Origin of the sequence: Achromobacter mucicolens (assembly GCF_902859725.1) — a bacterium.
GTDB classification, from domain to species: Bacteria; Pseudomonadota; Gammaproteobacteria; order Burkholderiales; family Burkholderiaceae_B; genus Achromobacter; species Achromobacter mucicolens.
Genome location: NZ_CADIJP010000021.1, coordinates 22,700 through 43,011, shown reverse-complemented (window position 1 = coordinate 43,011; position 20,312 = coordinate 22,700). Strand labels below are relative to the sequence as shown.

The 20,312-nt window shown below is 67.1% G+C and carries 20 protein-coding genes; 11 read left to right on the top strand and 9 right to left on the bottom strand.

Annotated features, from left to right (window positions below):
- The first annotated feature begins 62 nt into the window (after nucleotides 1-62).
- Entirely contained in the window at nucleotides 63-1,061 is a 999-nt protein-coding gene (locus HV786_RS22810; RefSeq protein WP_128828734.1) for an FAD:protein FMN transferase, read from the top strand.
- Between the two features lie 62 nt (nucleotides 1,062-1,123).
- Here HV786_RS22810 and HV786_RS22805 read toward each other — a convergent pair whose 3' ends face one another.
- On the bottom strand, nucleotides 1,124-1,909 hold the full coding sequence (locus HV786_RS22805; protein WP_056323489.1) for an inositol monophosphatase family protein: 786 nt from the start codon (nucleotides 1,907-1,909) through the stop codon (nucleotides 1,124-1,126).
- Between the two features lie 129 nt (nucleotides 1,910-2,038).
- Here HV786_RS22805 and HV786_RS22800 point away from each other — a divergent pair, with 129 nt between their 5' ends.
- The gene (locus HV786_RS22800) at nucleotides 2,039-2,815 is read left to right on the top strand and encodes an RNA methyltransferase (protein ID WP_128828735.1); all 777 of its coding nucleotides are present in this window, start codon (nucleotides 2,039-2,041) and stop codon (nucleotides 2,813-2,815) included.
- Nucleotides 2,816-2,948: 133 nt separating this feature from the next.
- Here HV786_RS22800 and HV786_RS22795 read toward each other — a convergent pair whose 3' ends face one another.
- A complete protein-coding gene (locus HV786_RS22795; protein WP_056323484.1) occupies nucleotides 2,949-3,938 on the bottom strand; it encodes a Bug family tripartite tricarboxylate transporter substrate binding protein in 990 nt (329 codons plus the stop codon).
- Nucleotides 3,939-4,099: 161 nt separating this feature from the next.
- Here HV786_RS22795 and HV786_RS22790 point away from each other — a divergent pair, with 161 nt between their 5' ends.
- Complete coding sequence (locus tag HV786_RS22790; RefSeq protein ID WP_056323481.1) at nucleotides 4,100-4,861, top strand: IclR family transcriptional regulator; 762 nt, start codon at nucleotides 4,100-4,102, stop codon at nucleotides 4,859-4,861.
- A gap of 116 nt (nucleotides 4,862-4,977) precedes the next feature.
- Here HV786_RS22790 and HV786_RS22785 read toward each other — a convergent pair whose 3' ends face one another.
- From HV786_RS22785 to HV786_RS22765, 5 genes are all read right to left on the bottom strand, one after another.
- Nucleotides 4,978-5,814 (bottom strand): mechanosensitive ion channel family protein, encoded by an 837-nt coding sequence (locus HV786_RS22785; RefSeq protein WP_056323479.1) that lies wholly within the window; start codon nucleotides 5,812-5,814, stop codon nucleotides 4,978-4,980.
- Between the two features lie 148 nt (nucleotides 5,815-5,962).
- A complete protein-coding gene (locus HV786_RS22780) occupies nucleotides 5,963-7,072 on the bottom strand; it encodes a DUF1513 domain-containing protein (RefSeq protein WP_175211915.1) in 1,110 nt (369 codons plus the stop codon).
- Nucleotides 7,062-8,162, bottom strand: coding sequence for an imelysin family protein (locus HV786_RS22775; protein WP_175211896.1), 1,101 nt, complete (start codon nucleotides 8,160-8,162; stop codon nucleotides 7,062-7,064). Before HV786_RS22775 ends, HV786_RS22780 begins: the two co-directional genes overlap by 11 nt.
- Nucleotides 8,162-9,679 carry a di-heme oxidoreductase family protein gene (locus HV786_RS22770; protein WP_128828736.1) on the bottom strand — a complete coding sequence of 506 codons (1,518 nt, stop codon included), beginning with the start codon at nucleotides 9,677-9,679 and terminating at the stop codon, nucleotides 8,162-8,164. Before HV786_RS22770 ends, HV786_RS22775 begins: the two co-directional genes overlap by 1 nt.
- On the bottom strand, nucleotides 9,676-10,974 hold the full coding sequence (locus HV786_RS22765; protein WP_128828737.1) for an imelysin family protein: 1,299 nt from the start codon (nucleotides 10,972-10,974) through the stop codon (nucleotides 9,676-9,678). The genes HV786_RS22770 and HV786_RS22765 overlap by 4 nt, the downstream gene beginning before the upstream one ends.
- A 199-nt stretch (nucleotides 10,975-11,173) precedes the next feature.
- On the opposite strand from HV786_RS22765, the gene HV786_RS22760 reads away from it, so the two are divergent.
- The 3 genes from HV786_RS22760 (at nucleotide 11,174) to HV786_RS22750 (ending at nucleotide 14,047) form a co-directional block, all read left to right on the top strand.
- Nucleotides 11,174-12,100 (top strand): LysR family transcriptional regulator, encoded by a 927-nt coding sequence (locus tag HV786_RS22760; RefSeq protein ID WP_152385017.1) that lies wholly within the window; start codon nucleotides 11,174-11,176, stop codon nucleotides 12,098-12,100.
- A 106-nt stretch (nucleotides 12,101-12,206) separates the two neighbouring features.
- Nucleotides 12,207-13,007, top strand: coding sequence for a class II aldolase/adducin family protein (locus tag HV786_RS22755; RefSeq protein ID WP_128830298.1), 801 nt, complete (start codon nucleotides 12,207-12,209; stop codon nucleotides 13,005-13,007).
- A gap of 80 nt (nucleotides 13,008-13,087) precedes the next feature.
- On the top strand, nucleotides 13,088-14,047 hold the full coding sequence (locus HV786_RS22750; RefSeq protein WP_128830297.1) for a Bug family tripartite tricarboxylate transporter substrate binding protein: 960 nt from the start codon (nucleotides 13,088-13,090) through the stop codon (nucleotides 14,045-14,047).
- A gap of 26 nt (nucleotides 14,048-14,073) precedes the next feature.
- Here HV786_RS22750 and HV786_RS22745 read toward each other — a convergent pair whose 3' ends face one another.
- Entirely contained in the window at nucleotides 14,074-14,742 is a 669-nt protein-coding gene (locus HV786_RS22745) for a DUF4286 family protein (protein ID WP_175211895.1), read from the bottom strand.
- A 112-nt stretch (nucleotides 14,743-14,854) separates the two neighbouring features.
- The gene (locus tag HV786_RS22740) at nucleotides 14,855-15,775 is read right to left on the bottom strand and encodes a LysR family transcriptional regulator (protein WP_128828738.1); all 921 of its coding nucleotides are present in this window, start codon (nucleotides 15,773-15,775) and stop codon (nucleotides 14,855-14,857) included.
- A 241-nt stretch (nucleotides 15,776-16,016) separates the two neighbouring features.
- On the opposite strand from HV786_RS22740, the gene HV786_RS22735 reads away from it, so the two are divergent.
- Genes HV786_RS22735 through HV786_RS22715 form a run of 5 tightly spaced genes read left to right on the top strand, consistent with a single transcriptional unit; the run spans nucleotide 16,017 to nucleotide 20,298 of the window.
- On the top strand, nucleotides 16,017-17,024 hold the full coding sequence (locus HV786_RS22735; RefSeq protein ID WP_175211894.1) for an ABC transporter substrate-binding protein: 1,008 nt from the start codon (nucleotides 16,017-16,019) through the stop codon (nucleotides 17,022-17,024).
- 3 nt (nucleotides 17,025-17,027) lie between these two features.
- Nucleotides 17,028-17,882 (top strand): ABC transporter permease, encoded by an 855-nt coding sequence (locus HV786_RS22730; protein WP_128828740.1) that lies wholly within the window; start codon nucleotides 17,028-17,030, stop codon nucleotides 17,880-17,882.
- A complete protein-coding gene (locus HV786_RS22725) occupies nucleotides 17,882-18,703 on the top strand; it encodes an ABC transporter ATP-binding protein (RefSeq protein WP_128828741.1) in 822 nt (273 codons plus the stop codon). The genes HV786_RS22730 and HV786_RS22725 overlap by 1 nt, the downstream gene beginning before the upstream one ends.
- A gap of 27 nt (nucleotides 18,704-18,730) precedes the next feature.
- Complete coding sequence (locus tag HV786_RS22720) at nucleotides 18,731-18,913, top strand: DUF4089 domain-containing protein (protein ID WP_056323446.1); 183 nt, start codon at nucleotides 18,731-18,733, stop codon at nucleotides 18,911-18,913.
- On the top strand, nucleotides 18,910-20,298 hold the full coding sequence (locus HV786_RS22715; RefSeq protein ID WP_175211893.1) for an AtzE family amidohydrolase: 1,389 nt from the start codon (nucleotides 18,910-18,912) through the stop codon (nucleotides 20,296-20,298). The genes HV786_RS22720 and HV786_RS22715 overlap by 4 nt, the downstream gene beginning before the upstream one ends.
- Nucleotides 20,299-20,312: the final 14 nt, after the last annotated feature.

Genomic DNA, 20,312 nt, shown 5'->3' with positions numbered 1-20,312 from the left:
GATCGGCCGCCGCCCTGCCTCGAAGCGTCCCAGCCCCTCGCGCCCTTTCAGTAGATAACGCCATGAACCGTCCCACCCGCCGCCGCTTCCTCGGTATCGTCGCCGCGTCTTCCGCGCTGACCCTCGCCCCCAGCTTTTGGCGCCGCGCGCAAGCGGCCATCGCCCCCACGCGCTGGCACGGCGTGGCGCTGGGCGCCGATGCGGAACTGCGGCTGTACCATCCCGACCGCCAGGCGGCCGAACGGCTCATCGAGCGGGCGCTGCAAGAGCTTCGGCGGCTGGAAGGGGTATTCAGCCTGTATCGCGACGACAGTGCGCTGTCGGTCCTGAATCGCCAGGGGTATCTGGCCGATCCGCCGTCTGATCTTGTCCGGCTGCTGAGCGAAAGCCGGCACTACGCCGATCTGACCGGGGGCCTCTTCGATCCCTCCGTGCAGCCCCTGTGGCGTGTGTACGCCGATCACTTCGCGCAGCCGGGGGCATCGGCGGCCGGGCCGACGCAGGCCGACATCGCAGCGGCCCAGCAGCGCGTGGCTTACCAAGGCATCGAGATCGACCCGCAACGCATCCGCCTGAAGCCGGGCATGGCGCTTACGCTGAACGGCATCGCCCAGGGCTACATCACGGACCGCGTGACGGACCTGCTTCGCAATGCCGGGCTGGAGCGCGCGCTGGTCGATATGGGCGAAATCCGCGGCCTGGATGAATCTGCCGGCGCAGCGGGCTGGCGCGTCGGGCTGGCGGACCCGTTGTCCCCGGAACAGATCCTGACGCAGGTGCCCATCAGCAACCAGGCGCTTGCCACGTCCGGCGGCTACGGCACGCCGTTCGATGCCGAGGGGAGGTATTCGCATATCTTCGATCCGCACAGCGGCCGGGCGCGGCCGCTGTACCGCAGCGTGTCGGTCATGGCGTCCACGGCAACCGCGGCCGATGCGTTGTCGACCGCGTTCTCGAACATGCCGCTGGACCGCACCGCGCAGCTGGTGCGCCGCCTGGGCCTGCAAGCGTGGATGGTGCTGCCCGACGGGCAATTGATTACGCAGACCGGCGACGCCTGATCGCCCCGTCCGATAAAAAGAAAACCGGCCACGAGGGCCGGTTTTTCATTGCGCCGCGCCGATCAGGCGGCGGACGGCGGGTTCAGCGTGGCAAGCATCTGCGTGAAGATCTTGGGGCTGGCGGCCAGCACGTTGCCGCTGTCCATCCAGCCTTGTTCGCCGTCGAAATCGGCGACCAGGCCACCGGCTTCCAGGACCATCAGGCTGCCCGCGGCCAGATCCCAGGGCTTGAGCCCGACGCCGCAGAAGCCGTCCAGGCGGCCGGTGGCCACGTAGGCCAGATCCAGCACGGTGGAACCCAGGCGGCGCACGCCCGTGGCGCCTTCGGCCATCTGGCGGAAACGCTGCGAACCCTGTTCGGGGTCGCCGGCGTTGGGCCAGTGCGCGCCCAAGAGCGCGTCGTGGTAGCGGGTACGGCCCGAAACGCGCACGCGGCGGTCGTTCAGGAACGTGCCGCTGCCGCGGCTGGCCGTGAAGAGTTCGTTGCGCGAGGGATCATAGATGACCGCTTGCGTGACCTGGCCGCGCTGCGTCAGCGCGATCGACACGGCGTAGTTGGGCAGGCCGTGGATGAAGTTCGTGGTGCCGTCCAGCGGATCGATGATCCATTGGAATTCCGCCTGGTCAGGACCCTGCAGGCCGAACTCCTCGCCCAGCACGGCGTGGTCCGGATAGGCCGCGTGCAGCGTTTCGACGATGGACTCTTCGGCGGCCCGATCGACTTCCGTGACATAATCGCGCGGACCCTTGCGAGCCACGCTGAGTCGTTCCAAATCCATGCTGGCACGGTTGATAATGGTGCCGGCACGCCGGGCCGCCTTGATGGCGATGTTGAGCATCGGGTGCATAAAATTCCGTACGTATGCGATGAGTTGGCTTGATGATAGGCCGCTTGCCGCCCCCCGCCGCGCCGTCGCCCCCACGGGGAAATCGACCCAAAAAACCAGGAAGGCACGAAGCCAAACGTGCCATTTTAAATGACTCAAGCATTTTCACGTGTTCGCTTCGTAATGGTGAACCCCAGCCACCCCGGAAACGTCGGTTCCGCGGCCCGCGCAATCAAGACAATGGGCTTCTCGGAACTGGTCCTGGTGGACCCCAAATTCCCGGATGTAACAAGCCAGCCCGAGGCCGTGGCGCTGGCCAGCGGCGCGCTGGACGTGCTTGAAAACGCGCGCATCTATCCGACGCTGGAGGAAGCCCTGGCGCCCGTCACGCTGGCGTTTGCGCTGACGGCCCGGGTCCGGGACCTGGGTCCTCCACCTTGCGACATCCGGCAGGCGGCCGAACTGGCCTGCGCACATCTGGCGGACACGGCCGAGGGCGTGGCCGCCGTGGTGCTGGGCACCGAGCGCGCCGGCCTGACGAACGCGCAGATCGCGCTGTGCCACCGTATCTGCCATATCCCGGCCAATCCCGAGTACAGCTCGCTGAACGTCGCCCAGGCGCTGCAATTGGCCGCCTGGGAGCTGCGTTACGCCCTGCTGGTGGACCAGGGGGCCGAGCTGCTGCCCCGTTCCACCGCCCAGGAGCCCGCGCGCGGCGCGGCCCCGGCCTCCAGCGAGGCGGTCCAGGCCTTTCTGGCCCACTGGGAAGAAGCGCTGGTCGGCGTGCAATTCCTGGACCCCGCCCATCCCAAGAAGCTGATGCCGCGCATGCGCCATATGTACTCGCGCCTGTCGCTCACCCGCGACGAGGTGGACATGATGCGCGGCGTCTGCACGGCGATGCTGAACGCGGTCAAAAAGAAATAACGCGTCGGGCGCGGCACTGCCGGCAGCAGAACCCGCCACAAAACATCGGTCACGCAAACAAAAAAAGGGACAGGCATTGCCTGTCCCTTTTTATCTGGCCCGTCCGCCGGCAGATCGCCGGCGGCCATGCCGATCAGTCCACCTTGGCGCCCGAGGCCTTGACCACGGGGGCCCACCCGTCGACTTCCGACTTGATGAACTGGCCGAATTCGGCCGGCGTGGTCTTCACACCCACGGCGCCCAGCTTTTCAAAGCTGGTCTGCACAGAGGGCTTGTCCAGCGCCTGCTGCATGGCGGCGTTGAGCTTGTTGATCACTTCCGGCGGCGTGCCGGCCGGGGCCAGCAGGCCGAACCAGGACGACACGTCGAAGTCCGCAAAGCCCGATTCCTGCATGGTCGGCAGGTCCGGCGCGCTCTTGGAGCGCTCACGCGTGGTCACGGCCAGCGCGTTCAGCTTGCCCGACTGGGCGTGCGGCCAGGCCGACGGCATGTTGTCGAACATGAACTGCACCTGGCCGCCGATCAGGTCGGTCATGGCCGGGGCGCTGCCCTTGTACGGCACGTGCAGGACGTCGATGCCCGCCTTCATCTTGAACAGCTCGCCCGCCATGTGGATGGAGGTGCCGCTGCCGGACGAGGCGAAAGCCAGCTTGCCCGGATTCTTCTTGGCGTAGTCGACCAATTCCTTCACGGACTTGACCGGCACCTGGGGATTGACCACCAGGATGTTCGGCACCTTGGCGCCCAGGGCGACCGGTGCGAAGTCCTTCGTCAGGTCGAACGAGACGTTCTTGTACAGGGTCTGGTTGATCGCGCTGGTCACCGCCACGAACAGCAGCGTGTAGCCGTCGGGCGTGGCGCGCATGACCTGGTCGGTGGCGATATTGCTGCCGGCGCCCGGCTTGTTTTCAACCACGAACGACTGGCCGAGCGACTCGGTCAGTTCTTTGGCCATGATCCGGGCGATCACGTCGGTGGTGCCGCCAGCCGAGAAACCGACCACGATACGGACGGGCTTGTCGGGATAGGCAGCGTGGGCGGAACCCATTGCAAATGCGCTTGCGGCGGTGGCCAGAAGGGTGGCGGCCAGACGCCGCATGCCAGGCTTGTGACCTGTAGTCATAGTGTCTCCGTGCAGGTACTGTCCATTAGATGGACGATTCGAATTATTGGATGAACGCATTCTGCGCTATACATGCGGATGGCATCAAGGTAGAGTCCACCCTACGGACAATGGTTTTCCCTCGTCCGTTCGTTGATAACCCTTAGTTTTCAGAGATTTGCATGCAAGACAGCGATGCCGCGTCCGCCGGCCCACGCACGCTACGCCGTGGTTTGGCCGTACTGGCCGCCCTGCGTGACCAAGGCCCGGACGGCCTGAGCGTGACCGACATTGCCCGGTTGACCGGCATTCAGCGTCCCACCATCTATCGGTTGCTGGCAGCGCTGCTGGACGCCGGCCTGGTTTTGCCGGTCACGGGCACCAAGAAGTACCGCGCCCAGCTCGCCGTCGACCCGGACACGCGTTCGCGCGACCCGCGCGTGCGCCAGCTGCTGCCTGTGCTGCGACGCCTGGCCGACCGCACCGGCGACGCCGTGTTCCTGGTGGTGCGCGAAGAAGACGATTCGATCAGCCTGCATCGCGAGATCGGCAGCTATCCCGTGCAGATCCTGGCCACGTACGCAGGCAAGCGCCAGCCGCTGGGCGTGGGATCGGGCGGCATGGCGCTGCTGGCCGCGCTGCCCGACGACGTGGCGCGCGGCATCGTCGAGCGCAACTCAGGCAGGCTGGACGAGTACGGCGGCATGACGCCGCAAGAGATGTTCCGCCTTATCGAAAACACCCGTGCGCGCGGCTATTCCGTGGTGGGCAACCATGCGGTACGCGGCGCCCTGGGCGTGGGTTGCGCGCTGCTGGACGCGCAGGGCGCGCCCCTGTTGGCGGTCAGCGTCACGGCCATCATCGACCGCATGCCGGCGCAGCGTCAGCGCGAGATCGCGGGCTGGATCAAGACGGAACTGGCGCGGCTGGCGATGCCGGCCTGAACCGGGGATCGGCCGCGTCGCGTTCATGCACTGAAAAAAGCCACGAAGCCGCGACGAAAAAAAATGGGAGCCCCGCGAGGCTCCCATTTTCATGCCTGACGCCCTGCGTGTTCCGTTCAGGAAGCCGCGGCGCCGGTTTTGGGGTTCTGGATCTCGCGCAGCGGGATCGGAGCTTGGAAACCGGCCTCTTCGAGCGCGCGGCGGATTTCCTGGTACAGGCTCCAGCGCAATTCCCAGTACTTGCCCGACTCGGCCCACACGCGCACGTTCACGGTGACGCCGTTTTCCTTGTAGTCGAACACCTTGACCTGCGGCGCGGGATCCTTCAACGCATCGGGACGCGCGTCCACGATCTGCTGCAGTTTGGCGACCACAGCATCCAGATCGTCGCCATAACGCACCGGCACCGGGATATCCAGGCGGCGCGTCTTGTTGCGGCTGTAGTTGGTGATGGTGGCGTTCCATACCGTGCTGTTGGGCAGCGTGAGATGAATGCCATCGCCCTGCACGAGACGCGTGAGAAACAGGCCCACCTCCTCGACCGTGCCGTCAGCGCCAGAACTGAGGGCGATGTATTCGCCGGCGCGGATGGGGCGCAGGATCAGCAGCATGATGCCGGCCGCGATGTTCTGTAGCGTGCCCTGCAGGGCCAGACCGACGGCAAGACCGGCGGCGCCCAGCACCGCGATCAGGCTGGCCGTCTGCACGCCAAAGCGCGCCAGCACCGCAATCACCGTGAAGATGCGTACCGCCCAGATCACGGTCGTGGAGAACATGGGAACGATCGTGGGATCGATCTTGGGCGACCTCGTGGCGGCCCGGCGAACCCAACCGCCCAGTAACGACGACACCCACCAGCCGATGCCCAGAATAAGCAAGGCAACCAGCAGATTGATGCCCATATCCATCAGCCTGGGCGCCCACAGATAGAACTCTTTTACGGCCTCATCCATGGAGGAACCTCCTGCGAAAAAAAATCGACGGAAGAATGTATCAGAAGCGGCTTGCGCAAAACGGCGCGGCGCCTGGCGGGAGTGTCAGGCTTTGTAAAGAGAACCGACCTGCAGCATAGGTCTTCCGCCGCCAGCAGGCAAAGCCGCGTTACGCAGGCACGATGCGAAAGTGGTTGTCCCAGGAGACATCGCGCGTCGGCGGCAGGACTGGTTTCTCCTTGCCTTGGGCGTCGGTGCGGATCATCGCGCCCAAACCGCTCGTGACCAGAAAGCCCGCTTGCGCGGCGGGCGCGACGCCGCAGCCGTCGGCAAGCGCCGTGGTCCCCAGGCATTTGCCGCTGGCGGCATCCCAGTAGATCACCTGCCCGCCGACCGGGCTGGACGTGGCCACGATGCCGCCTGCGGCATCGACCGCGACGGAGCCGACGTAGTTGCGCATGTTGCGCAGCGTCTCGGGAGGCCCTTCGAAGAGTTCAAGCGCCGCGCCGCGGCGGTGCCGTCCGACCAGCGCGGGCCGGTCGGCGGCCGGCCCCATGTATTGGCAACCGAACCACACCGCGCCATCGGCCGCCAGCGCCAGATGCCGGATCGACAGCCGATGCAGCGAAGGCGCGAGCTCCACCTTTTCCAGCAGTAGGCCGGTGGCCGCGTCGATATACGCGAGCGACGGCCGCATGGTGTCCAGGTTCAATTCCAGCTTGCCGTAGTCCGGATGCGTCAGGATGCCGCCATTGGCCACGCATAGCGTCTTGCCGTCCGGCAGCAGCACGACTTCGTGCGGACCGATGCCGCCGGAATCGAACTCGCCCACGCGCCGGTAATTACCACCCGGCGTGGCGTCGTACAGACCCAGCACGCCGCGCCCAGCCTCGAAGTCGTTTTCCGTGGCGGCCAGAAGCCGCCCGCCTTGCACGAACGCGCCGTGGCCAAAGAAGTGGCGGTCATCAGGCAGCGCCAACGCCACCGGCTCGCCCCCGGCCAGCGAAAACCCCAGCGCGAAGAAACCCGGCTGGCGGCCGAATACGACCGCGCGGCCTGCGGCGCCATCGATCGCGAAACTGTGCCCGCGGGCGGGCATCGGGATGGCCAGGCGGTCGCGGCCGGTCTCGTCCAGCACCACGGCCTCGTCGCGCCCGCCGCGCTTGCGCGCGGTCAGGTACAGCGGCCCGCCATCGGCTGGCATTGCGGCGCGCGCGGCGGCGGGCGGCAATCCAAGCGCGGCAGCCAGCGCCAGGAACCGGCGCCGGTCAATCACCATCGAGCGCATTGAATCCAATGGTCACGCCCAGCGCAGGCGCCAGGTTCTCGTCAACGATGGCCTTGGCGTTCTTGAGCGTCAGCGATGCCAGCCCCAGCAGACGGCGTCCCTCTTCACTGGCCAGCGCCGCATCCAGCGGAACCGGCACATCGCGCAGCGTCTGCGCCGCGCTGGACAACTCGCCCCGCACCGACGCATCCATCCAGCCCTCGCCCGCCGGCAACGGGTATGCGCCCGCCGCATAGAACGCCTTGAGCGCATCCACGTTGGCGGCCAAGAGGCTGGTCGACAGATTGCTGCGCCAGAACGCAGCCCGCTTGGGCCGCGCGGCCTGCGGCGAATCGCCCAGAACGGGTTCGATCTTGACGTCGCGCGCGAACTGCAGTCCGGTCGACAAGGCCTTCATGGCCTCGGCCGCCACCTCCTGCGAACTGCGGTACAGGTCATTGCCTGGCTTGGGCGCGGCGAACTGACGGCCGAACGCGCCCTGCGGGCTCCAGGCCTCGCCCACATCGCGCGAGATGCTCGCCACGTTGGATGCGATGGCCGTGGCATAGCCGCAAGCGTAGGCAAAACCGGGCGCGCCGGTCTGCTTGAGCAGATCCGGTTCGCCATAGAGCACATATTCCAGCGCGGGCAGCCCTTGCACCGCCACGCTGCGTCCGGCCAGCGCGCCGGGCTGGAGCAGCGCGTCGTCCTTGGCCGCGATCAGCGCCTGCACCTGGCGGGGCATCACGCCACGCGTATCGGGCCAGAACGCCAGCCGCTCGAAGCGGTTGGCCTGCACCAGCGGGCCGAAGCGCAGGATCTCGACCCCCGACCACGCGTGCGCCAGCGTGCCGAAGGCATCGCCGACGCGCTTGGCGCCCACCGCGTCAGGCTTGGCGCACCAGGCGCCCAGCGCCCCTTCCAGGGCCACGGCGGCGTCCGTCATCTTGGCCACCGCGGGCCGCGCGTAATCGCGCGCCAGGCGTTCACCCAGGTCGGCGGGCAATGCGGCCTGCGCGGAAACCGGCGCAGACAGCGGTGCCGCCAGCATCAGCGCCACGGCCGCGGCGCGCTTGAACTGAAGGCGGACAGAACGGGCCATCACAGCGACTCCAGGAAGCGGATCAGGTCCGCGCGTTCGTCGGGCGTCATGTTCACGACGCGGTCGCGCGCGGGCTTGGCCGCGCCGCCATGCCACAGCACGGCTTCCAGCAGCGTGCGGGCGCGCCCGTCATGCAGCCAGGTGGCGTTGGGATTGACGGTCTTGGTCAGGCCGATGCCCCACAGCGGCGGCGTGCGCCATTCGCGGCCGGTGGCCATGCCGTCGCTCACGCCGTCGGCAAGGTCGTCGCCCATGTCGTGCACCAGCATGTCGGTGTACGGCCAGATGAGCTGGAAGCGGTGTTCCGGCTGCTTGGCATTGCGGCTGGTCACGTACTTGGGCACGTGGCAGGCCACGCAATTGGCCTCGTAGAAGAGCTTCTTGCCGGCCAGCACGCGCGCGTCGTCCGCATCGCGCCGCTGCGGCACCGCCAGGTTCGTCGAATAGGTGGTGATGAAGTCCATCAGCTTGGCCGGCACTTCCTCCGGGCCGAAGCGCGGCTGCGCGCCATGCGGCATGTCCAGGCATTGCGGCTGCGCGGCGGTGCAGTCGCCGGAATGCTTGGGGAACATCGGCGTGGACAGGCCCATGTCATTGGAGAACGCCGCGGCGCTTTGCTGCTCGACCGTCGGCTGTCCGGCTTTCAGGTTGAAGCGGCCCAGCGCCCGCTCGCCGGTGCGCGCGTCGGTGACCCAATTGGCTTTGCCGACGATGCCGTCGCGCTTGTCCGCGCCGATGTTCGCCAGGATGTCGGCCTCGTGGATCGATTCCAGCAGGCCCAGGCCGATCATCGGCGGCGCCAGCCGCGGCGAGATCTGCGTGTCCGCGCGCATGGGCCCGTAGCCCAGGTTCTCGATGCGGTAGGTGGGCTTCATCAGCGTGGCGGTCTCGCCGCCGCGCAGCGCGACCGGCACGGGTTCGTACTCGATCTCCATGCGGCCCTCGGCGGGCAGGCCCGCGACCGCGAAATTCTGAAGCTGCACGCCGTAGACGGGTTCCGGCAAGGCTGCGATCTCGCCGGCACCCAGTTTGGGATGCCCCCGGTCCGCGCCTTGAGGCACGGCCAGGCGCAGCAGCAAGGCGACGGCGTCGGTGCGTTCCAGCGGATCGAAGCCCGGCACCGTGCCGCGGCCGTCCTTGGTGTGACAGGCCTGACAGGAGCGTGCATTGAAGAGCGGTCCCAGGCCGTCGGACGCCTGCGTGGAGGCTGGCGCGGACACCCAGTCCTTGCGGAACAGGCCGTTGCCGACCTGGAATTCCTGGCGGCCTTCGAAGCTCATGTTGGCCGACGGCTGGGAAAAGATGTCGGCGTTGATGAGCTTGTTGGTCGTGGCGGCGCCGGCCTGCATGGTCTCGAACGATTCGATCTTCGAGAAATCCTGCGTGGGCGCCGTAATGGCGGTGACGCGCTTCTGGTCTTCGGGCGTCAGGTCGTCACGCCCGCCGGAAGCGGCGGGCGCGGCGGCGGCGCCGGCATGGGCCGACGCCGCCAGTACGGCGGCTAATACGAGTTTCACTTGAATACGGCGTCAGGTTTGTCCAGGCTGTCGGAACCTTCGATGGCGACCTTGCCCAGGTCCAGCAGCGTAATCACGCGCTCCAGGCTGCGCGTCTGCGCCACCAGGCTGTCGATGGCTGCCTGCACCACCGCGTTGCCCTCCTTGTTGCCGTCCGCGATCATCTGGTCATAGGTCTCGACCGTCTCGGCGCGGGTCTTCATGGCCTGCATGGCCGCGACCGTGGCGTCCAGCTTGGCGCGCACCTCGGCGTCCAGCTTGGGATCCTTGGCCTTGACCAGTTCCGACAGGCTCGCGCCCGACACGGTCTTGCCGTCGATGCGGGTGTACGAACCCAGATAGACATTGCGGATGCCGATCTGGTCGTAATAGTGCGAGTTGTGCGTGTTGTCCGAGAAGCAATCGTGCTCTTCCTCGGGATCGTGCAGCATCAGGCCCAGCTTCATGCGCTCGCCCGCCAGTTCGCCGTACGACAGGCTGCCCAGCCCGGTCAGCATGGCGATCAGGCCCGCCTTCGGATCCTCTTCTACGGCCTTGCGCGCGGCGCCGTCCTTCTTCCAGTTGCCCACCATTTCTTCCAGGTCGGTCACCAGCAGGTCCGTCACGGCCTTCAGGAATTCGATGCGGCGTTCGCAGTGGCCGCCGGTGCACTGCTTGGGATCGAAGTCGGTGTGCGGGCGGTTGCCCGAATGCCGCTCCTGCGGCGTGCCCTTGCGGTCCTTGGGCGCGGCGCCGGTGCCGTTCAGGTCCTGGCCCCACAGCAGGAATTCGATCGCGTGATAACCCGTGGCCACGTTGGCTTCGTTGCCGTCGGCCTCGTGCAGCACTTCGGACAGCAGCTCGGGCGTGATCTTGCTGACGTCGACCGTCTTGCCGCCCACCGAGATCTTGGAATTGGCGATGACGTTGACGGCGTAGAACGCGTTCTCGTCGTTCTCGGTGCCGTAGGACGCGTCGACATAGTCGATCAGGCCTTCATCCAGCGGCCAAGCGTTCACGCGGCCTTCCCAGTCGTCGACGATGGGGTTGCCGAAACGGTAGGCCTCGGTCTGCTGGTAGGGCACGCGCGCCACGATCCACGCTTCGCGCGCGGCCTTCAGGGTGTCGGCGCTGGGCTTGGCGACCAGCGCATTGATGGCCTCGCGCAGCTTCTTGGCTGCCGTCAGCGAATCCTCGTAGCCGGCCAGCGCCAGATCGGAATACGTGGCGACCACGGCCTTGGGCTCGACGGCGGCCAGCGCCGTTCCGCCATACACCGCAGCAGCCAGCACCGCCCCCAAAAGCAACTTGCGCATCGAATCTCTCCCGTAATCCGGACGGCTCGCCCCCGCGGCGGACCGTTCCGGCTTGAATTTTGTAGATGCGAGTGTAAACAATTTTCGTTTGTTATTCAGGCCCTGTTCAGATAGCTGACAACTTTTTGAACAAAAAAAGTATGCTGCGGCAGGCCGCAAATGGTCTTGCCGGCCCCGTTTTCAATCTGGAATTCGCCCTATGGAATTGCGCCAACTCCGTTACTTCGTCCGCGTCGCCGAACTGGGCAGCATTGGCCGGGCCGCGAGAGACCTGGGCGTGGTCGCCTCGGCGCTCAGCCAGCAGATCAGCCGGCTGGAAAGCGAGCTGGCCACGCGGTTGCTCACGCGCAGCACCACGGGCGTGACCACCACGCCCGCCGGCGCGGCCTTCCTGCGGCAGGCGCAGTTGACGCTGCGGCACGCGGAAAGCGCCGTCGCGGCCGCGCGCGAGGCGCGGTTGGCCGGTACGGTCAGCATCGGTTTCGCGCCCACCACCGCGTCGCTGCTGGCGCGTCCGTTCTATGCCGCCATGACCGAGCGCTATCCCAATGTGCGCCTGCATCTGGTCGAGGGCCTGTCGGGCAACCTGGGCGACCTGCTCAACGCCCGCCGGCTGGATCTGGCCGTCCTATTTCAGAACGACAGCGCGCAAGGCCGCAGCGTGGTGCCGGTGCTGGACGAACGCCTGTTCCTGCTGGCCCCGCGCGGCATGATGGAGCGTCCCGATGGCGAACCCGTCCGCATGGCCGATCTGGCGGGGCTGCCGCTTGCCGTCACCAGCAAGGCGCATGGGCTGCGCGCGTGGGTCGAGGCGGCTTTCGAGCGGGCCGGCATCGAGCCCTGGATCGGCGTCGAGGTCGACGGCCTGACGACGCTGATGGACCTGGTTCAGGCCCATCCGATCGCGACGATCCAGCCCGGCGCTGCCGTGGCCCGCGTCGAAACCGGGCTGCTCAGCATGCACCCCATCGACGACCCGTATCTCTTTCGCCGCAACCAGATCTACTGCATCAGCGACGACGAGCTCTCGCCCGCCGCGCTGGCCGCGCGCGTTGTGCTGCTGGACGCCATGCGCGCGCTGGTCCGGCACGGCGGCTGGCCAGGCGCCACCCTTCTCGATTCGTGATGCCCCCATACGCTTAGGATCCCTAGGCGGTCGGTTTTCTAGAAGATAAATTGATCCACATCAAGTCGCGACAGCGTGTCGCGGCGATTTACCTTCACGAAATCCGATGACCACTACTCCGAATCGTCCCGGCCAGCTGGGCATTTCCTCCATGCGCCCCCACTGCTCCGACGCCGAGTGGCAAGCCCGCGTGGATCTGGCGGCCTGTTACCGGCTGGTCGAGCTCTACGGCATGGCCGACATGATGGCCAACCACATCTCGGCCCGTGTGCCCGGCGAGGACAACGCGTTCCTCATCAACCCCTACGGCATGATGTACGAGGAGATCACGGCCTCCAGCCTCATCAAGGTGGACCTGGACGGCACCATCCTGTCCAAGCCCGACTTCGGCGATCTGAACTACGGCATCAACAAGGCCGGTTATGTGATCCACAGCGCGGTGCATGCCCACCGCCACGAAGTGGACTGCGTCATCCACACCCACAGTTGGGCGTCGATGGCCGTGTCGTCGCTGGAATGCGGCCTGTTGCCGCTGACGCAGACCGCCATGCGCTTTCTGAAGATCGGCTACCACGATTACCAGGGCGTGGTGCTGGGCACCGACGAACAGGCCTCGCTTCTGGCCGATCTGGGCCAGGGCGAGGCGCTGATCCTGCGCAATCACGGCGCGCTGACCGTGGGCCGCACCGTGGGCGAGGCCTTCAACTGGATGCACCGCCTGGAACTGGCCTGCCGTTCGCAACTGGCGGCCATGGCAACGGGCGCCCGGCTTCAGCCCGTGCCGCAACCGGTGCTGGAAGAAACCTGGAACAACTACCAGCCTGGCACCCGCCGCCCCTACGGCGTCATGGAGTGGCCCGCGCTCTTGCGCAAGCTGGACCGGATCGATCCCGGCTACCGCGACTGACCTTCCGATTTTTCAGCGTCCCGGCCGGCGTGGCGGCACGGGGCCCTCATCACACGACAACGACCACGCGAGGAGACATCATGAAAACTGCCCAAGCCCTGCTCGCTTGCGCGGCGCTGGCGGGCGCCTGTACCGCGCCCGCCGCCATCGCCGCAGGCTATCCCGACCGGCCGGTCAAGGTCATCGTGGCCTTCTCGCCCGGCGGCACCACCGACACGCTCACTCGCAGCGTCACGAACACGCTCACGCAGAAGCTGGGCCAGCCCTTCGTCGTGGAAAACAAACCCGGCGCGGGCGGCAACATCGGCACCGAGTACGTGGTGCGCGCCGCGCCCGACGGCCACACGCTGATCGTGAACTCGGTCGGCCCCATCGCCGTCAACCCGTCGCTGAACAAGCTGTCCTACGATCCGCTCACCGACCTGGTGCCGATGGTGCAGATCGCGACCGTGCCCAACGTGTTGGTCGTGCCGCCCTCCTCGCCCGCCAAGGACATCCAGGGCTTTCTGAAATACGTGAAGTCGGCGCGCGAGCTCAACTACAGCTCCACCGGCGTGGGCACCTCGTCGCACCTGTCCAGCTACATGCTGATGGACGAACTGAAGGTGAACGCCACCCACGTGCCGTACAAGGGCGCGGACGCCGTGAACGACCTGCTGGCCGGCCGCATCGACTTCATGTTCGCCACCATTCCGTCGGTGATCGGGCACATTCGCGCCGGCAAGCTGCGCGCGCTGGCGGTCAGTACGCAGCAACGGTCCGCCACCCTGCCCGAACTGCCGACCATCGCCGAATCCGGCTATCCGGGTTTTGACGCGGGTTCGTGGTTTGGCTTCTTCGCCCCCAAGGGCACGCCGCAGCAGGTGGTTGATCTGGTAAACCGCGAAGTCAACGCGACGCTGCCCGCCTTGAACGAGCAGATGCTGCGTGAAGGCGCCGAGCCGGTGGGCGGCACGCCGGCGCAGTTCGCCACCTTCATCAAGAGCGAACACGACAAGTGGGCCGTGCTGGTCAAGAAGTTCGATCCGCAGGCGCATTGACGCGCTGGGCCGCAAGCGGCAAGCCGCTAGGCGAGGTCCGCCGCCTCCAGCTTCCACCCCAGCGCGTACAACCACGCCGCGGCGGGATCGGCATCAAAGGCCGCTGCGGCCCCATCGCGCAAGGTTCGCGCCGCGGCTGGCGTGCTGGCCTCGACGACAAACAGGGGCGACAGCACGCGGCCGCTGGCGGACTCTCGCGGCAGCGGCGTGCTGAGCGCCGCGTCGGGCACCAGCAGACAAGACCGCACGAAGCCGTCGACCTCACGCAATTCCGCGCCGGCGTTGCGCGCCCGCCCCACCGGCGCACCCGCGCAGCCCACCGGCAAGGGCAGCACCACAAGCTCGCTGCCGCTGCCCGCGCCGGTCACCGCTTCCACCGCGCACACGCGGCGCATCGGATCGCGCATGCGGTCCAGGTTGGCCACCGACCAGGCGGTCTGGCGCTCGAACGCGGCGCGGTAAGCCGCCGTGGTGAACGCACCCAACGACTGCGTGCGGTACAGGCCCAGATACTTGCGCCCGCCCTGCACGGACACATAGCGCGCGCCCGACAGGAAGCCAGGAATCCGCACGCGTTCCTCGACATGCTCTCGGTCGTACCAGCGGTTGAAATCGGGTTCATCGGCGGGATCGACGTCGGTCGCGACGAAAAGCAGCCCGTTGGGCACAAGCGGGAATTCGGAATCAGGCGTCATGGCGGCAGGGGGTCGGGATGAGCAAGGCCTCATCTTCGGGCGCAGGCCGCCGCGCGGCAAACCAATAAATCTTTCGCCCGACAACAGAATTACTGAAAGCGATCCGGGGTTTTCACCCTTGCCAACGGGCGGATTCCGCCTGCGGGGCCACCACCGCGGCCGTGAACTGATCCGACGCGCGACAGGCCAGCTCGGCGACCAGCCGGATGGCGTCGGACCCGCCGCTTTCCAGGTAGCTCACCACCAGCAGTTGCGGCGGCGCCGGCAGATCGGTGCGGATCACCTGGATCTCGCCGCGAGCCACGTATTCGTAGATGGGGGGCAACGGCACAAGCGCGCGGCCGAACCCGCTGCGCACCAGCCGCGCCAGCGCCGAGATCGAGCTGACGAAATGCACCTTGCCTTGCGGCATGCCCACCTCTCGGTACAGCGCCTTGAGCGCCTCGTGCGGCTGCGAGCCCGGGCTCATCGTCAGCACCGGCTCGCCGAGCAGGTCATGCACCGTCATGGCGTCTTCACCCCCCGCCGGCCCGACCCAGCCCATTTCCATTGGCAGGCACGGCATGCTGATGATGCCCGTGTCGTTCAGCACATCCGTCTGAAACGCGATGTCCAGCGTGCCTTCGCGCAGGCCGCGATGCAGGGCACGCGTGGTTTCCGACGTGAGCTGCACCTCGATGCCCGGATACGTCGACCGCAGGTTCGTCAGAAAGCCGATCAGCCACGTATGCACGACGGTTTCGATCGCGCCGATGCGCACCAGGCCGGCTACCTCGTCGCCCCGCTTGCCCAGCGACAGGATCTGCTGGCGGATCTCGAGCAGGCGCTCGCCGTAGTCCAGCAGCCGTGTGCCGACCGCCGTGAGCTTCAGCTCCTTGGCGTCGCGTTCGAACAGGCGCGCGCCGATGTCTTCTTCCAGCGACGCGACGCGGTTTGCCACCGCCGCCTGCGTGATGTGCAGGCGGTCGCTGGCGGCGCGGAAACTGCCCAGCCGGGCTGACCACAGAAAGGCTTCGACAAAACGCGTGTTCATGGGCCAGATGCTACTGCCATCCCGGCGGACGCGCGCATGCCGACCCCACGGCAAGCCGCTATGTCCCCTTATGTGGTGCGCCTTGCACCATTTTGGTTCACGGCGGGCACCAGCCTGAAGCGGCAAGCGGGCGTGCCACGGGGCAAACCCTCCCGCGCGCAACCTGGCACGGGTATTGCTTGATGACTGGTATGCAAGCTTGTCTACAAGCGCCCCCACTCAAGCAGCCCAGGAGCCCCACATGATCGATCGCAACGCACCCTACGCCTTCAACGCCACCCGCCGCCGCCTGATCCAGGGGGCCGCCATGGGCGCCGCGGCGCTCGCCGCCCCGGCGCTGGTGCGCGCGCAGTCGGGTCCGGTCATCCGCATCGGCTTCTGGCCCGTGGCCGCGGGCCTGCCGTTCTACGCCGCCATCGAGAAAGGCTACTTCAAGGAAGCGGGCCTGAACGTCGAGGCGCTGAAGTTCGCCGGCGCGCAGCAGGTCATGGAAGCCATGCTCGCGGGCCGTGCCGACGGCAGCGCCAACGGCACGGGCTCGGCCAACCTGGCCATCGGCGAGATCGCCTCGCCCGGCCTGTTCAAGATTTTTGCGTCCAACCCCAGCAACGTAAAGAACGTGCTGGACGAGTTCATCGTCGCGAAAGACAGTCCCATCAAATCCATCGCAGACCTCAAGGGGAAAAAGGTCGGTTCTGGTCCCGGCATCCAGAATTCCACGCTGGCCAAGGCAGTACTGGAGCGCGCCGGCGCAACCGGAGCAACCGTGGTCGAGTTGGCGATCAGCCAGCACGTCGCCGCGGTTGCCGCCGGCCAGTTGGATGCGTGCTACACGCTTGAACCCACGGGCACGGTGGGCCGCCTGAACGGCACGACCCGCGTGCTGGAAACGGGCGTGATCGCCAAATACGTGCTGGGCGACCCCATGGCGCCGTGGTTCGGCGGCTCGGCCTCGCTCACCACCGCCTTCCTGAAAAAGCATCCCGAGGAAAGCAAGAAATTCATCGCCGCGTACGCGCGCGGCATCGAACTGATCCGCACCAAGCCTGCCGAGGCGCGCCCGTTCCTGAAGGGCTACACCGCCATCGAAGGCCCGATGACCGAGGAAGTGCCACTGGCCGCCTACACGATGCACAACGAGTTCACGCCGAGCGACGTGCAGTACTTCCAGAAGTTCTTCGACCTCTTCACCGACAAGGGCATCTTCGCGCAGAAGGTCGACGTCTCGACCATGCTTTACAAGGGCTGATCCATGACCGCGACCACGGCTACGGGCGCCACGCCCGCCCCTTCTGCGGCCTCCACCGCCGCGCCGCCCAAGGCGCAGCCGGCCATGTCCAAACCGCCGCGCAAGTTCAACAGCGCACGCCTGCTTCCCCTGATCGGCCCGCTGGCGCTGTTCATCGTGTGGGACCTGGTGTTACGGCTGCAGCTGGTCAGCCCCGTGCTGCTGCCCACGCCCAGCGCCACCATTGTGGCGCTCGTCAAGGGCATGGCGGGCGGACCGCTGCTGGCCGACTTCCTGTCCTCGCTGAACCGCACGGTGCAGGCCTTTCTGATCGCCGGCGTGATCGGCGTGCCGCTGGGCGTGCTGTTGGGCAGCAATGAAAAGGCCTACCGCAGCGTCGAGTTCCTGGTGGACTTCTTCCGCTCCACGCCGTCCTCCGCGCTGATCCCGCTGTTCCTGATGATCTTCGGCGTGACCGACATGAACAAGATTGCCATCGCCGCCTTCGCGGCCGTGCTGGTGATCCTGTTCAACAGCGCCTACGGCGTCATCAACGCCCGCAAGCAGCGGGTGATGGCGGCGCGCGTGATGGGCGCCTCACGCTGGCAGATCTTCAAGGACGTGCTGATCTGGGAAAGCCTGCAGCCCACCTTCGTCGGCCTGCGCAGCGGCGTGTCGATGGCGCTGGTCATCGTGATCGTCGCGGAGATGTTCATCGGCTCGGACAGCGGCCTGGGCAACCGGATCATCAATGCGCAGCAGGTGCTGAACGTGCGCGAGATGTACGCCGCGATCCTGGCGGCCGGCGCGCTGGGCTATGTGCTCAACATTCTCTTTCTCGTGCTGGAAAAGCGCGTGGTTCACTGGAGCGGCCGATAATGTCCACCGTCATCAATCCCGCCATCGCGCCCGGACCGGCCGCCGCGCCCTTTCAACCGGGCCCGCTGGGCACGCACATCACCATCCGCGGCCTGACCAAGTATTTCGCCGGCTGGCCGCTGTATGAAGACTTCAACCTGGACATTCCCAAGGGCAAGATCGTATCGGTCTTCGGTCCCAACGGCTGCGGCAAGTCCACGCTGATCAACATGATCGCGGGCCTCATCCCCATCGATTCCGGCGAGATCCTGTTCGACGGCAAATCGCTGGCGCAGACCAAGATCGGCTACGTGTTCCAGAACTACCGCGAAGCCATGTTCCCGTGGCTGCGCACCATCGACAACATCGCCTATCCGCTGCGGCTGGAAGGCCGCAGCAAAGCTCAGGTCGACGCGCGCGTCGAGGAACTGGTGGCCTCGTTCGACGTGAAGTTCGATCTGAACCGCTATCCCTACGAACTGTCCGGCGGCCAGCAGCAGACCGCCTCGATCATGCGCGCGCTGGCGCCAGGACCCGAGGTGCTGTTCCTGGACGAACCGTTTTCGGCGCTCGACTTCGAGATGACGCTCTTCATCCGCGAGAAGCTGCAGGAAGTCTTCCTGCAGACTGGCACCACCATGCTGCTGGTCTCTCATGACCTGGAGGAAGCCGTCTACCTGGCCGACCAGGTGCTGCTCCTGACCAAGCGCCCCACGCGCGTCGCCGAGATCCTGGACTACACGGATCCGCGCCCTCGCACGGTCGAGACGCTGTCCGAGCCCAGCTTCATCCAGATGAAGAAGCTGAGTCTGGAGATCTTCCAGCGCGAAGTGCGCAAATAACCCACGCCATCACCGGGAGCATCCGCCATGACACAGGAAACCATCGACCAATACGTGCGCAGCGCGCTGGCGCTGTCGGGGTATGCACTGCGCGAGTCCGCCACCGAGCAGGTCGCGCAGCAGTTCGCCCGCATCCACGACATCGCCGCCGCGTTTGCGGACGAGCCGCTGCCGGTGGAACTGGAATCGGCTTCGGTGTTCCGCCCGTGACCGGCCCCGCTCACGATATCGCCCGCCAGGTGCGCAGCGGCGAACGCAGCGCCGTGGCGGTGCTGGACGCCACCCTCGCCCGCGTGCGCGAGCGCGATCCCCGCTACAACTGCTTCACGGCTCTGACGGAAAGCCGAGCGCGGCAGGAAGCGCTGGCCATCGATGCGCGCCGGGCGCGCGGCGACACGCTGCCGCCGCTGGCCGGGGTGCCTTACGCCGTGAAGAACCTCTTTGATGTCGCCGACGAAGTCACGCTGGCCGGCGGACGCGTCAACGCGTCCAATCCGCCCGCCAGCCGCGATGCGCTGCTGGTGGCGCGGATGCGCGAGGCGGGCGCCGTGCTGATCGGCGCGCTCAACATGGACGAGCACGCCTACGGCTTCACCACGGAAAACACGCATTACGGCGCGTGCCGCAACCCGCACGACACGGCCCGCATCGCGGGCGGCTCGTCCGGCGGCAGCGCCGCCGCCGTGGCCGGCGGTCTGGTGCCGCTGACCCTGGGGTCGGACACCAACGGCTCGATCCGCGTGCCGGCCTCGCTATGCGGCGTCTTCGGCCTGAAGCCCACCTTCGGCCGCCTGCCGCGCACGGGCTCCTTCCCCTTTGTCGGCAGCCTGGATCACCTGGGGCCCTTCGCGGGCACCGCCGGCGATCTGGCCGCAGCCTACGACGCGTTGCAAGGCCCGGACGAGGCCGACATCGCCTGCGCGCAGCGCCCCGCCACGCCCACGTTGCCGGCCCTTGCCGAGGGCGCGGGCGCGCTGCGCGTCGGGGTTCTGGGCGGCCACTTTTCGGAATGGGCCGGACCGCAAGCGCGCCGCGCCGTTGAGATTGCCGCGCGCGCGCTGGGCGCCACCGATGTGGTCGACTTTGCCGCCGCGGCGCAGGCCCGCGCCGCCGCCTTCGTCATCACCGCGGCCGAAGGCGGCGCGTTGCACCGCCGCCGGCTCGTCACGCACTACGACTACTACGAACCGCACTCGCGCGACCGCCTGGTGGCCGGCAGCCTCGTCCCCGCGGCCTGGGTGCAGCAGGCGCAGCGCGTTCGCCACCGCGCCTATCTCGAAGCGCTCGCCCTCTTCGAACACTACGACGTCCTCATCGCCCCGGCCACGCCCGTCAGCGCCACGCCCATCGGCGCGGACTGGCTGACGCTGGCGGGCAACCAACTGCCGGCCCGCGCCAGCATGGGCCTGCTGACGCAACCGATTTCCGCCATCGGCCTGCCGGTCTGCACCGCGCCCACGTGGCCGGAACTGGACGAGGACGGCCATCTGCCGCTGGGTGTGCAGCTTATCGCCGCCCCGTGGCGCGAGATCGACTGCCTGCGCGCGGCGCACGCACTGGAACAGGCCGGCGCAGCCCGCGTCCGGCCAGTCTGACCGACCACCCTGCC